General features: G+C 54.2%; 15 protein-coding genes. All 15 read left to right on the top strand.

Features of this window, described 5'->3' with window-relative positions; translation table 11 throughout:
• Positions 1-20: 20 nt before the first annotated feature.
• Positions 21-722, top strand: a complete 702-nt coding sequence (locus tag Q1W15_RS09645; protein ID WP_300726949.1) for a DUF2857 domain-containing protein — start codon at positions 21-23, stop codon at positions 720-722.
• Entirely contained in the window at positions 719-2041 is a 1323-nt protein-coding gene (locus Q1W15_RS09650) for an STY4528 family pathogenicity island replication protein (RefSeq protein ID WP_300726951.1), read from the top strand. Before Q1W15_RS09645 ends, Q1W15_RS09650 begins: the two co-directional genes overlap by 4 nt.
• 27 nt (positions 2042-2068) lie before the next feature.
• Positions 2069-2437 carry a hypothetical protein gene (locus Q1W15_RS09655; RefSeq protein ID WP_300726953.1) on the top strand — a complete coding sequence of 123 codons (369 nt, stop codon included), beginning with the start codon at positions 2069-2071 and terminating at the stop codon, positions 2435-2437.
• Positions 2394-3119 carry a PFL_4669 family integrating conjugative element protein gene (locus tag Q1W15_RS09660; RefSeq protein ID WP_300726956.1) on the top strand — a complete coding sequence of 242 codons (726 nt, stop codon included), beginning with the start codon at positions 2394-2396 and terminating at the stop codon, positions 3117-3119. Before Q1W15_RS09655 ends, Q1W15_RS09660 begins: the two co-directional genes overlap by 44 nt.
• Positions 3120-3124: 5 nt before the next feature.
• Positions 3125-3679 (top strand): DUF3158 family protein, encoded by a 555-nt coding sequence (locus tag Q1W15_RS09665; protein ID WP_300726960.1) that lies wholly within the window; start codon positions 3125-3127, stop codon positions 3677-3679.
• Positions 3676-4494, top strand: a complete 819-nt coding sequence (locus Q1W15_RS09670) for a Rha family transcriptional regulator (RefSeq protein WP_300726963.1) — start codon at positions 3676-3678, stop codon at positions 4492-4494. The genes Q1W15_RS09665 and Q1W15_RS09670 overlap by 4 nt, the downstream gene beginning before the upstream one ends.
• A 10-nt stretch (positions 4495-4504) precedes the next feature.
• A complete protein-coding gene (locus tag Q1W15_RS09675; protein ID WP_300726966.1) occupies positions 4505-4966 on the top strand; it encodes a single-stranded DNA-binding protein in 462 nt (153 codons plus the stop codon).
• Between the two features lie 107 nt (positions 4967-5073).
• On the top strand, positions 5074-5544 hold the full coding sequence (locus Q1W15_RS09680; protein ID WP_300726969.1) for a hypothetical protein: 471 nt from the start codon (positions 5074-5076) through the stop codon (positions 5542-5544).
• 130 nt (positions 5545-5674) lie between these two features.
• Positions 5675-5872, top strand: a complete 198-nt coding sequence (locus Q1W15_RS09685) for a CrpP family ICE-associated protein (RefSeq protein ID WP_300726972.1) — start codon at positions 5675-5677, stop codon at positions 5870-5872.
• A gap of 395 nt (positions 5873-6267) precedes the next feature.
• Positions 6268-8172, top strand: coding sequence for a type I DNA topoisomerase (topA, locus tag Q1W15_RS09690; protein WP_300726975.1), 1905 nt, complete (start codon positions 6268-6270; stop codon positions 8170-8172).
• Positions 8173-8271: 99 nt separating this feature from the next.
• Positions 8272-8676 carry an antitoxin Xre-like helix-turn-helix domain-containing protein gene (locus Q1W15_RS09695; protein ID WP_300726978.1) on the top strand — a complete coding sequence of 135 codons (405 nt, stop codon included), beginning with the start codon at positions 8272-8274 and terminating at the stop codon, positions 8674-8676.
• Complete coding sequence (locus Q1W15_RS09700; RefSeq protein ID WP_300726981.1) at positions 8670-9362, top strand: RES family NAD+ phosphorylase; 693 nt, start codon at positions 8670-8672, stop codon at positions 9360-9362. The genes Q1W15_RS09695 and Q1W15_RS09700 overlap by 7 nt, the downstream gene beginning before the upstream one ends.
• An 895-nt stretch (positions 9363-10257) precedes the next feature.
• Positions 10258-11382, top strand: a complete 1125-nt coding sequence (locus tag Q1W15_RS09705) for a hypothetical protein (RefSeq protein WP_300726984.1) — start codon at positions 10258-10260, stop codon at positions 11380-11382.
• A 207-nt stretch (positions 11383-11589) separates the two neighbouring features.
• Positions 11590-12327: a DUF2971 domain-containing protein gene (locus tag Q1W15_RS09710; RefSeq protein WP_300726987.1), complete on the top strand. Its 738-nt coding sequence runs from the start codon at positions 11590-11592 to the stop codon at positions 12325-12327.
• Positions 12328-12630: 303 nt separating this feature from the next.
• On the top strand, positions 12631-13395 hold the full coding sequence (locus tag Q1W15_RS09715; RefSeq protein ID WP_300726990.1) for a hypothetical protein: 765 nt from the start codon (positions 12631-12633) through the stop codon (positions 13393-13395).
• Positions 13396-13682: the final 287 nt, after the last annotated feature.

Genomic DNA, 13682 nt, shown 5'->3' on the forward strand with positions numbered 1-13682 from the left:
CTTATCTGAAGGAGTCCTAAATGTCCAAGACACCTATCAACGAAGCCATTCTGTCTCAGATTCTGCATAACATGCGTAATGGCCAGCTTCGACGCTGCATTGATATGGGACTAGAGCCGGAAATACTGGCCCAACTCCAGCAGCCTTCGGTATTGAGCTTGTTGCTCAATACAACCGTGTCCTGGTGCACCGTAACCATTAATGGCGAGTTAGTGAAAAGGCTGCTGACCGGAGCCCAGCGCTCAGATGAGGAAGTTCGCATGATTGAGCGGGCGCTTCGTCTGGGTGCCACGACTCAGATGCTGCAACAGTTCTTCGGGCTGTCGCCTCAGGATGTTGCTCTGCAACGCCTGATGATGGGCGTAACACCACGTCGGGGGCGGTGGCGCGAGTTCAGTGAAGAGATGGACACTCATCTCTGGTACCGCTGGGTTCACTTGATGAATGAACATCAGGTCGACCTAGAAGACAGCATCTCCTTGCTCGACATTGCCATGCTAGTGGCCGAAGAACTGAATGCACCACAAGAGGCTGACGACCCCAGCGAAAGCCTCAGCCTGGCCGTTATCTGGAGCCGTATCCGAAGCTGGATCAAGGACGGCCTCTATCCTCCACCCCCCGGCGATATCTGCACCTTACGAACACGCTCATTGCTCACCGCTCAAACTGAACGGCAGCCAAGGCCTGTCGCGACATCCGAGGACAGTGAGTCAGAACCATGAAGTATGCCCAGCTATCCCTGACAACACTTTTAGACTCGGTGACTGGCCACCTTGAGGCCCATCTGCATCAAAAAAAGCAGCATTCCAGCCCCGACACAACGATCTCTCAACCCTATGCAGGCATCATTTTCAGTGGCAACCCTCATGAGACCGTACCTCGTCGCCTGCTTCTGGATGATCGACTAACACCGCTGGAAAGAAACACCTGGCAGGTATTCCGGCTGCTGATTAACGATGATGGCTTAACGGCGTTCCCCACGTATGACCAACTCCGGCCATACCTGGGCATGCAACCCGGCAAACTGGCATCGAGAGAAACCATCTCCAAGGCATTAGTGACGTTACGTCTCACCCGCTGGCTCAGTTTGGGCCGACGCGTACGCAATGATCTCACTGGCCAAGTACAAGGCAACGTCTACCTCCTGCACGACGAACCCGTCACACCTGCTGAGGCCATGGAACTCGACAAGGACTACTTGCAGCTACTTGCCCAATCCATGGAGCACCCGACGAAAGTGATCCGTGAAGTCGCGGCGATCACCTGGAAAGAATTTGCAGCCGACCCCGATGTGGGTCAGCGTCTGCCTAGCCGGCTCGATATTGTCGAGAGCCGTCTGAACGAACACGCGTGGGTCAAGACCCAGACCGAAACTGCTTTGTCGGGCCCTGAGTTCGGCATCCGAACTCAGCAAAATCCCCCTCACTTTTCACCGAGTTCGGATACCGAACTCAGCGATTTAGCCCCTCGGGAAGATACTTCTACCCTCAGTTCGGTATCCGAACTCAGTGGAGAAACGCGGAGTACAGACTTAGTTCGGATTCCGAACTCATATAGTACGTATACAAATACAAACAATGATGTTTGTAAAAGCTTTGTACATACGCCGTCGGCCTGCGATGAAACCTCGGCTCAATTTCTTGAAACCCTGCACCGCCTGCCAGCGGACCAAAAAATGAGCGCTCTGCAGGCAATGCAAAAAATTCCGCCTGAGTCGAGACCAGGACTCATCGCGCAATGGGTTCACCGCTGCGACTCGGGGGGCGTTCGAAACCCTTTGGGGTATTTGTTGACCCTGATCGACAAAGCGATTCGGGGTGACTTCAACAGCACTTGGGCCCCCGGTGACAGTGACGCGTCACATGGCCACCCTCCCAACCCATCCGCTAACCGAAACGTGACCGACTTGGCGAAAGTCAGGCCTGATCTGCCTGCCAAGGAACCGGCTCTTCCTCGGAGCGCCGAGGCGATGCAAACCGCGAAACAGCAAATGAGCCAGATGAAACATTTGCTCAGGCCACGCCAGAGCATACAAACCTGACAGCACTGAGTTACGGGAAGTGATCGGGTGTTGCGGCCCGCAACACTCGATCAGGACCCGGCAACTGTACCGGCAATGAGCCGGGTGTTGCGGCCCGCAACACTCAATCAGGGTCCGGCAACTGTACCGGCAGTGAACCAGGTGTTGCGGCCCGCAACACTCGATCAGGACCCGGCAACCGTACCGGCAGTGAACCGGGTGTTGCGGCCCGCAACACTCAATCAAGGTCCTGACACTGGCGAAAAAGAAACAATAAATACCCTGCTGTCCAAATATCTATTTCTTGCTGCGCCTCCTGAAACCTGGTTGCAGCATGGCCATGTCACTCCTCACTTTAAGGAAAACATGAACCATGGCAGACAATTATCGGCTCAACATCGGTTCACTGCGCAGTGATGTGAAGCTCACGCTTCACACCCACCACGCAGCCCGGATCTGGATGGGACGCCCCAAGAACGACCTCAAACCGGGCATTATCGGGTTGTCCGGTTTTTGCTCCGTCATTAACCGCATGTCACGCGGAGCCCAACAGGACGACCCGTACTCCGATTGGTGGATGATCCTGCTGGAAGACAAGATCAGTGAATCGAAGGAGGCGTTACGAGCCATCGAAGAACGACTTGATACCGCAATGGCCTCACTGCCTCCGGCCATCAGCATCAGCGAAAACCTCTCCATTCAACCCGTCAGCCTTCCGCTCTACATCTCCAACCCCATTGGCTTTCAGGCCGTGTACCTGCTGACGGGCTACGACGAGATTGTTCGACGCATCTTGCTGGCCCAGCACGTCGGCCTGGTCGGACGCCGTGACATGGAGACCTGGATTGATGAAGGCGCAGCGGTGCTGCGCAGGCTGTTTGGGCTGGCTCAGGTCTACAAGTACTCCGGCGCAGCGCGTGACGACTTCGCCGCCAACAATGCCAAGGCCGAAGCCGCACGCAACCTGTACGGACGATACGGTGAATTGCCGCAGGACATCCTGGAAGGCACCCGCCGGTCAAACTTCGCACCGCCCATCATTCGCGGACAAGAGCCCGCCGAGACGGATGAACCGTTTGACGACGCCGTCGAGGAGTAATGGACATGGGACAGATAACCGCCAACGACCAATCGCTGAAACACACACACTTTCAGCCACTGCAATCAGAAGCCTTTCAGCGCCTACAACAGGCAGCCTCACTAAAAGGCCTTTTAAAGCCTTTTAAAGGTAAGGGGGAGCTGGACCAATTTGCCCAGTTATGCCGGGCTCAAGAGTCGGGACTAAAAGCACTTGCCCAGGACGTACTGAACCAGGCCCGTCGATATCCGTTCACCCTCGTGCCCGTCCGGCTGACCGAGCAGAACACCCAGTGCGGCACCCAGTTTCTTAGATGGCAACGAGTGACTGATCGCAGGATGGGCGTGGGTGTCTGGGCCGAGATGATCGCTTCCCCAAGAACACCGGAAAGCCTGTTGCAGGACCTGTACACCATGGAACTGCAGCGCATCAGCCTGAACATGCAGATGAGCCTGATCCACTCGATGGTGAAGCAGGCCACCGAGTGCTTCGAAAAGATGCACCACGCAGAGGCCGTCTACGTCCATCGCCTGCAACAGTTTGTAACCCACAGACAACAACAAGCGGAGAAGCCAGCATGACGATCAAAACCCCCAGTACTCGGACCAGCACCCACGACGTCAGCGTCACATTCGTCGACGGTAAAGCGACCACCACAAGCCTGGATGTGGCGGCTCACTTTGGTAAGCGACATGACGATGTTCTAAAGCGTATTCGCACCTTGGAATGTTCCTCTGAATTCACACTCCGCAATTTTGCGGAGTGTTCGCGCGCAGGAGCAAACAACAAACCCGAACCTTTCTATCGCATGACTCGCGATGGATTCACTTTTCTGTGCATGGGGTTCACTGGCAGAGAGGCCGCAGTGTGGAAAGAGTCATACATCAATGCCTTCAACAAGATGGAGCAAGTCCTGATTGAGCAGCCAGAAATTCTGGCCCAACAGCATCTACTCAAATTCGCGCTCAAGACGCTCGAACTGATGCGCGACAAGTCTTATGGCATACCGCCCCGGCCAAGCACAGAACAAGTGCTACAAAACTACCTGGCCGTGGAATCACTGGATCAGATCTCGCCCGAACAACATCAACAGGCACTCAACTTTCTGCAAGGTCAGATCATCGGTGAAGGTGCGGCGGCCATCACCCTGCCAGGGGTCGCCGGTAGCTCCCAGGCAAAAGACCTGCTCTATGGCTTGCTGCGATCGGCACACGATACCGAACTGTTCTTCAACTCGTTGTATGACAGCAGCCTCGAAAAGCTGGCCAGCGAGGCCTACAAAAATCATATGGCCGGCAAACTGGCCGAAACATCCCGGCATGCCCGAGACCTGCTCGCTTACATCTCCAGCCATGCCATCCGCGATCCTTACCAATACAAAAAATCAACTCACTGAGGGCTACACCATGGGCACGCCCGTTCAAGGCTGGGAAGGCAATATCGGCTCAACACCGGAGTTCAAGGAATTCCCCAATGGCAACAAAGACCCGCGCCGGCTCGTGCGGATCAACGTCTACTTCGACAACTCGATTCCGGATGGCAAAGGCGGTTATGAAGACCGAGGCGGGTTCTGGGCAAACGTGGAGTGGTGGCACAAGGATGCCGAGCACTACTCCCATTTGTTTCAGAAAGGCATGCGTGTGCTGGTGTCCGGTCGGGCTGTGATGGACCGCTGGAAAAACGACGACGGTGAGTTTGAGGCGTTGAAAATCCAGGCCAGCCGCATCGCAATACTGCCGCACCGCGTCACCCTGGTGAACCTTGCACCTTCCCAAAACCAAACCGCGCAACAAAACAACAAAACTCAATCGGCATCACAACCAGCTCCAGGCCCGGATAGCTATCCAGATCCTGACGAGCCGTTCTGACAGCGGTCTTAATTTTCGCGCCATGCATGAAACTGTCGGTGTTGGGGGAGACGATTCATCGTCTACCCCAACCCTTATTTGAGATCGCTCAATGGTCGGAGTCACTGATGGATGATCATCAACATGATCCAACCGGGTACGTCGTAGTTGTCGCAAAGCATCCCGTTTTAGGCAGAGTTTTCTGGACGTACGTCAATGAAAGCAACGTGAACGCACCTGACTACTACGGACTCACACTGCACCTGGAACATGCATCGTGGATTCCTGCTGGATGGCGCCAAGACCAAAACCTTTCAGGCAAATGCGGTGTGAGAGATTTGCACGCTTGGCAAGCTCAAGGGTTCTTGGAGAGTGTGCTTGATGAAAAACGTTTGGGGAGCGAGTACAGGATCAGCTTTAGCGCCGCTCACCTGGTTGAACTGCATCTATCTGGAAGCCTGGGGAGGTTACGACTGCAAAGCGGGCAAACGACCAAGGGCTTTATCCGCTGGATAAGGACAACCGAGTGGTCAGATGAACCAGCAAAAAGCTCAGAGACTGAAAGCTTTTTTGCTGCCAAAAAATCGCGCCGCTCGTGAAGTTTCTGATGCTGCAAACCTATTACACGGCAGACTTCAGCAATGGGACTCAAATTCTGGCTTCAATGGCAAAAATCGCCCAATCGTGGTGCTACTGTTTAGTTGATCATTTCTTCGAGAAGCACAGCCAATGGTGCAGGCATCAACACCGCTGAAGCCGGTGGACAGGCGTAAACTCAATAACCCACACGAGGCAGTGCAGGCGGCAGGTGCTGAAGCCGCCCGAAAAGGGCTTGCGGTGTACACCTGCCCCTATCGCCACCCTGCCATGCGCGCATCGTGGCTAAAGGGGTTTGCCCAGGAACAGCAGATAGACCTTTTTTTCTAGCTGTGGCCGCTTACCATTGGCACCGCAAAAGCTCAAACGATCCGTTTGGGTCAACTTGAGCAGCCTACTGATTGACACGCAGACCCCAATAGCCGAAAGTCCGCCTTAATAGCGCCCGATCCTCTGGAGCTGGCTTGTCCAGCTCTATGTTTGGGCCTTCTTGTTTATGGGAAATGGAAATTGCAGCAGCTTTCGCCACCGAAGCCATTCCAGACCTACACCGATCTAGTTGCGTTTCCACGGCAACTGTTCGGTATCTAACAAATTCTCTGCAAAATCTAGCTTTCTATTTGCTCGTCATGAATAGCCCCGTGCACCACGCACCCATTTCCCATTGATACCCACCCTGCCCTCCCGCGACAGTCCCTCTCTGCATAAACGAGAAGGGCCACCCCATGAAGTTGCTGATCATCGAGGCACCCGGCAAGCTGAAAAAGCTCCAGCCAATGATGAAAAAACTACGCCCAGGCGAAGACTGGCAGGTCGTTGCCAGTGGTGGCCATATCCGCGATCTTCCGGTCAAAGGTCAGGACGACAGCATGATCACCACCGGGGTACGCAAAAACTACACACCGGTTTACGAGATCCTGGATAAAAGCGCCAAGGCTGTGCGCACCCTCAAAGCGGCGGCAAAACAGGCGAGTGAAATTTACCTGGCAACCGACCCTGACCGTGAAGGGGAAAGCATCAGTTGGCATATCCAGCAGGTGCTGGGGGTCAAGGACTACAAACGCATCACCTTCAATGAAATCACCCTGAAACGGGTTGAAGAGGCCCTGGCCACCCCTCGTCAAATAGACCTGAACCGAGTCGCCTCACAAGAATGCCGTCGTGTACTGGACCGTTTGGTGGGCTACCTGGTAACTCAGGAACTACGTCGCCTCATGGGCAAACCCACTTCAGCCGGTCGCGTGCAATCACCTGCCGTTTTCCTCGTGGTGTTGCGCGAACGCGAAATTCGCACCTTCCAGGTGGTCAATCACTTTGGCGTGCGCCTCAACTTCGAGGATCCCGCTCAGGGGATCACCTGGTACGCGCAATGGCAGCCTGTCCCGGATTTTGCGACTAAGGACTTTCCCTATGTTCAAGATACCCACCTCGCCCAACTCGCCGCCGGCACTCGCAACGTGGTGGTCGAAACCTGCGAAGACCACCAAGCCGAGCGCTACCCGCCCGCGCCGTTCATTTCCTCCTCGCTGCAACAAGCTGCCAGCAACGCCTTGAAGTGGGATCCGGACAAAACCATGCAAGTGGCCCAGCGGCTGTATGAGCAAGGTGTCATCAGTTACCACCGGACAGACAACCCCAATGTTCCAGACGAAGCCATGGCGGATATTCGGGCGACGGCCGGTACTTTAGGCGTAAACGTAGTCGCTGCTCGACGCACGTTCAAGGCGGCTGAAGGGGCCCAGGAAGGCCACCCGGCAATCACCCCGACCTACTGGTCAAATGCCTCTGCCGGTGAAAACGACGAGGAAATGGCACTGTACCAACTGATTTGGACCCGGGCGTTGGCCAGCCAACTCGAAGCCGCTGTCTACGACGTGCGTACTGCAAAGCTACTTGCCGTAGGTCCCGGCGGTAAACCGCTGCGCTTTACTGCGACAGGTAAAACACTCTCCCATCCCGGCTGGCTGAAATTACTCAAGGGTGATGACACCGACGACGAAAGTGACGCAGAAACCAACAACCCGGTTCCCGCGCTTACTCCAAAACAGATCCTCCCGGTGCACCACGGCGAATGGCTGCAGAAGAAAACCCAACCGCCCTCACGCTACACCAAGGCCAGCCTGATCAAGGAAATGGAACGGCGCGGCATTGGTCGCCCTAGTACCTTCGCCTCCATCCTGAAAAACATCACCGGCAAAGGAATGATCGAAGAGAAAAGCCGCAAGCTCGTACCCGCCCCTTTGGGCGAAGAAACCATCAGCAAGCTCGAAGGGTTCTTCAGCTTCGTCGAGCTGGACTTTACGCGGGAGCTAGAGCGCGACCTGGACAAAATCGCCCAGGGTCAGGCCACCTATGGTGCTGTCGTCGAACGGCTGCATAAACGCCTGGAAGAAGAACTCTTACAGCAGCGTGGGCAACCAAGCGTGCCCATGGCGTCAGCCACTCGGCCTGCTCAAACAGGTGCCACTTACACCTGCGTCAAATGTAATCAGCCCCTCGCCCGGCGGCAGAAAAAAGGCGACGGTGGCTATGATTTCTGGGGCTGTACAGGCTACAAGACGAATGGCTGCAAGGTTAGTTATCCCACTTTGAATGGCAAACCGAACTTCGAAAAGCCAAGGGGGTTTTAGCGGACAGACGACAAAACAAGGGGATAACGCATCGATACTATTGCTCTGCAGACTCAAATTATCTACATTAGGATCTACGGACATAACAAGGTGAGCGCAATGACAGTAGCCCTTAAAGCACAGGCCTTCACCAAAGATCAGTGCGTGACCGGTCTTCGCGTGGCTGTAGGTATTCTCGAAAAATGGCATGCATCGAGTGAACAAGCCTGCCGTATCCTGCGTATCTCTCGCAGCACCTATACCCGCGCCAAACAGCGTGATGCCGATTGGTCTGTGGGTCTGGACTCCGATCAGATGCAGCGGATCAGTTTTGTATTGAACATTCATGCCGCCCTTCGTCTTGTTTTCGATAATCCCGAAAACGTCTACGGGTTCCCGACAATGGCGAACGACAACACGTTCTTCAATGGCCGCACGCCACTGGAGATCATGTCGCAGGGGGATATGATTTCCCTGTACGAAACCTTTCGCAGGATTGATGCGCTGCGTGGGGCGCAATGGTGATTTTGAATGATTTGGCCGAGTTGACTGGCGAGCTGGTATCGGCTTATCGGCTAGTCAACTCAAAGTTTCCGCCCATTGGCCTGTTTGACGATGTTGCCGATGCCGATGAGTTTGAAGCCCTTTATCAGATTCAAGCATTGACCAATCCCAGACTGCAAAATGAAGTCGGTCGCATTGAGTTAATACCGCGCACAGAGATCCCGTTTGGTATCACCGGCTGCTCTTATGCGACCGCCCCGTTCACTCACGTCAACCCACAGGGTTCGCGCTTCAGTGACGGTAGCTTCGGCGTGTTGTACCTCGCCGCCACGATGGAAACGGCCTTGGCGGAGGTACACCATCATCAGCAAACGTATTGGGCCAAAGTCCAGGGCCTTAGCTACGAGCGCTTTGTTTTTCGAGGGCTGTCCTGCTCGTTCATTGATCACTCCATGAAGGACACAACAGCAATCCCCATGAGCGATTCAATCTACGACCCCGACGATTACACGCACTCTCACGCCCTGGGAAAGGCCGTGAAAGATGCCGGATACTCCGGACTTCGGTACAACTCAGTACGCTTGCTAGGCAACCACTGCTGGGCGCTCATGACCCCCAAAAACGTCTTGTCCATTGTGCAATCTGCCCATTACGAAATGATCTGGAACGGGCACATCACCGGCGTGAATAAAATCAGCGAAGCCTGAGCACGGCAGTTTCCCCCAAGCCCCCTCTGATTCAAACACTTTGGGCATAACCTAAATCACTCCCCCAGGCGTTATGCATTAACGCTGGAATACCATCACCTGCCAATCAGACATTCACCCGATAACCACAGAGGACATCAGGGTGAATACACTGAAAAGGCGACCCGCATCAGAACTGGTCCTGCTTGAGCCCAAGTTGCAGAAGTACTCAGAGCGTCAGATTGCGGTCGCACAGACATGGGCCCTGCATTTCAAGCTGGCCCCCACAACGTTGATTCCATTCATAGCCCACTATCTGGGTGCAACGTCCCATACCCGCTGTTGGTGTGTTCGGCTCGAAGGCACAGATCAGCATCCACAGCCCGTACTGGCCAGAATGGGTAATCGCCTCCAATACTTCGATGGCCAAACGATCAGGGCTCGCCAAATTTACCCACGGGATCGCGTACACAAGAAAAAACCTTCTGCCCAATCTGCACGGCGGCTAATACTTAAATTTGAACAGCGCTGGTTTGAAGCCCCGCTGCTGACCTCATTCTGCAAATCAGCGAGAGAAGTCGCAAAGTCTCTGGCAACTGATGATTTGGGAACATTTGGCCGCAGTAGCTTCAGTTCGATGCTCAGCAATAACCGTTACTTCAACCCTCGCACCCGGTTTTACCTCACACAAATAGGCAGCACCCTGAAGCACTTTTGCCAGTGCCTCGACCAAGAGCTGTTGTTCGCCATTCGGTCAGTCCAGTGCCCTTCCCCAGCACTCTATAACTGGCTCGCTCAGGGCGATCGCCAACGTCGCTTACAAGCGCTGAAAGCCCAACCTGTGTTGGTCCCACTATTGATCGTGGGAAACCAAAGCCCATGGCCCTGGCCTTGGGACACTCATCGACAAACGTACATGAATAGCCCTTGGGACACGCTCCAACGCTGGAAGCCGGTAAATATCAACGACGATTACATATGCCCCATTAATGACTGCCTCATCGGTCATATTACGGACACCGGCCTTTCCCTCATCGACACCTTGGCGTGGCTACTGCAAGTTCCACCCATGTCCGTACGCTACCTGGGCCAGCAACGCGTATTTGATACGGGAAGTGCGTTGAACCGTATCAGCCGCGAAGGCCCCGACAGCGGCTGGAACGCTCTATTGGTGGGCGCGTCACTGGGCAATCGTCGTCCCAGAACCAAAGCACATTGGAAAACCTTTTTTGCGACACTGAGCAAAATTCCACAACACCTACGGGAACAGACAGCGGATTTGAACACGCTGTTCTCAGGATGCCCTACCGACTGGTCAGACCCTGGCTGGCCCAAGATTGCAGCGAATCTCCAGGATCTGAATGAAGTATTTAATAACCTTGCTCCCGACAATGACCCCACGGTTCACGAAGCCCTGCAACGCATTAAACAGTTCATCAGCAACGCCTCGTACCACCAGATCGCCAACCTGGTGGAGGGCTTTCATCAGGCACTGATAGACATCCGCATCACACTGGATGAATCAGATCCTCATGCACAAACGGATTCATTGACGTGCTGGTCACCGTTACTTTCGACCGACACACCCATCGTGTGCCCAAACGGGCTGCACATCATTGAACTGAAATGCCCTGCCGATCTTGATGCTGAACACCGGGCGCTGGGCCATTGCATTCAAAGCTATGACTACAGTGCCTATCGCGGTAATTGCCGCTTAATATCGGTCCGACTGGACGGCCAATCATTGGCCTCGGCCGAGCTTCAATTGACCGCCGATGAAGAGATGCCTGCCAAGTGGAACACCAGGCATCTTGAAACCACGCAACTGAGGGGACGGGGCAATCAACTACCCCGATCCGGCTCACGCGTAGAGCGGGCTTATCAATGGTTTTGGTCACAGGTCCAAACGGGGGCAATCCCCGTGAACCTCGAATGGCCTGACATGACGCACGCCATGCCCCGCTATGCCCGTCGAAACCGAAAGTCACTGCACGCCCGGGCTTGCGCCGAATGGATCAACGAGCGTTTGGGGCGGAGATGAATCTGTTAAATACTGTCGCTGATGCTGTTGGCGCTTTTAATGTGATCGGTCTTAGCTCAGTGAGGCAAATGAGTTCTTTGCCAAATGAAAGTCTGAACCACAACAGACGGAAATAGGGGCTGCTTTCGGCCAAAAGCGGGCATTGAGGAGCGTTCTATTTCCTACACTCCCAGGGTCTGTAGCCGAATCAGCCACAAAGGAGCTGCGATGCTTGTTTACAAATATATGACCTTGCAAGGGTTAGATGCATGCCTGAACAATAAAACGATCAGGTTCACGAAACCGGTCAACTTTAACGACCCCTTCGACTGCGCAGCTGCGGCAGCAGATGTGGCTGTGGAAGGGTTGAACATACACACCGCTGGCTCGACCAATGCCGACAAGCTTTTCAGTATCAGAAATGGAATAGGCATCCTTTCCCTGACTCGAAACCCGCTCAACCCCTTGATGTGGGCACACTATGGTGAGAATCACAGGGGAGGCGTGATTGCTATCGACACCGAGGAGGCGGGCCTCGAATGCACAGAGACAAACATCATTCCTGCCAGCGCCGGCAACGTGATCTACACGACCGTCAGGCCTAGCATGGATGGCGACCATATTCCTCGCCACGGCGAAATCACGGCACAGCATGACAGGCTGATGCTTGAAAAGCTGTTCCTCTACAAATCCTTACATTGGTCATATGAAGAGGAAATCAGGGTGGCACGTCACGTTGACCCCACGCGACAAGTACAATATCAAGAGTTCAAGATTCCTAGCTCCGCCATTAAAGCTGTCTACCTAGGAGCCAAATATTTTCATGCCCTGGTAGATGATGGGGACCGCCAGTTACCGCGAGTTTACTTAAAACACCGAAAATACGATATCTACCGTTGTCGTCTAGATCGCAAGACCTGGGACCTACATGCAGAGCGATATGATCCCGAATTGCCTATCGCTTAATGCAGCCGGTCGCCAAGGGCCTGCATCGCTGCAAGCCCTTGAGCCGCTTCTCGCCTGTCGCGACCGGCAGCAAAGGGTCGACTTCTGCCAATCAGGGCCACCCAGTGTGCTGGTCAAATCCGATGCAAACGACTGGTCAAGTCGAATGCAAATGAGTGGGCAAGTACAATGCAAATGGGTGGTCAGGTGGAGTGCAATTACCCACAATATCCGCGATGCAGATTCAAAATCTCACTAGCCAACAATGAGTACCCTCAGTTGTCCTCTACCAGACGATGCAATCTTTGCCTTAAACGAGCGCTCATGACGGAGGACCACCTTTTCCCTCGCGGACTGGTTCGACCAGGTCAGCGACGCGTCACCAGAATTCTGCAGAAAATTGATCCCAACTTTCGCGGCCATAGAGCAACATTCCTTGCCCAAAATGGGGTCGTAAAGGCGACGCTGTGTTCGGACTGCAACAATCGCGTCCTGGGCGCGGAACTTGATCCGGCATTGATCGATGCCTACAGGGCAGCATCGGCAGTTCTGGATAAGGGTCGATTCCCGGTGGTGGAGCCGATTCAACTCTCTGGCATCAACGTCAACAAGGTTGCTCGGGCCGTTGCCGGGCACTTGATCGCACTGGACGATAAAGCACATCCACGGCACCGGATGATTCGGCGTCTTAGACGGTTCGTGCTGCAGGAGAGTGCTGGTCTACATCCGGATTTACGCTTCCACATGTGGCTATATCCATTCAGCCGCCAGGGGATGCTTAGTGACCTGCATCATGCTGAATTTGGCACGCCTTACGACACGCTCTGGATATCAGCCTTTAAAACGTACCCTCTCGCTTTTGCCTTCAGCACCGAGGTTCAGAATCCAAACTATCGCTTGCGTGGGGTTATAGATCTCACGCAGGCCATAACCCTGAACACAAGTGCTCTCTATACGGTGCGGATAGAAGCGAAGCCTATCGTTCATAGTAACTGGCCATTCGTCCCCCACAAAAATGGTGCAATCCTCACCGGGGAGAACGGAAGCGTTACTACAACTCCGTATCAGAACCAGAGGCTGCAACGGTAGATCTATCGGGTGATAGATGAAGGTGAATCCCGCTCCGTTTTGTAGAAAACGCGAATCCGCTTTTGGCCCAGAGTGTGTACAAACGTTTTTCAACGCGATTGAAGTCCAAAGTAGAACTGAAAATCGCGTCTCTACGCAAAATCCAGGTAAGGGCACGGTAAACCCATCTGTTCATCCCCGCTAAGCCCCGACATGGTGGACACCTTTTTAAGTGGACACCTTTTCTGGCCTTTTAAAGCGGATCCCCCATGCAGCCAAAACGACGCTCTTACACCAAGATTTTCAAA

This window comes from Pseudomonas sp. (assembly GCF_030150285.1).
Taxonomy (GTDB): domain Bacteria; phylum Pseudomonadota; class Gammaproteobacteria; order Pseudomonadales; family Pseudomonadaceae; genus Aquipseudomonas.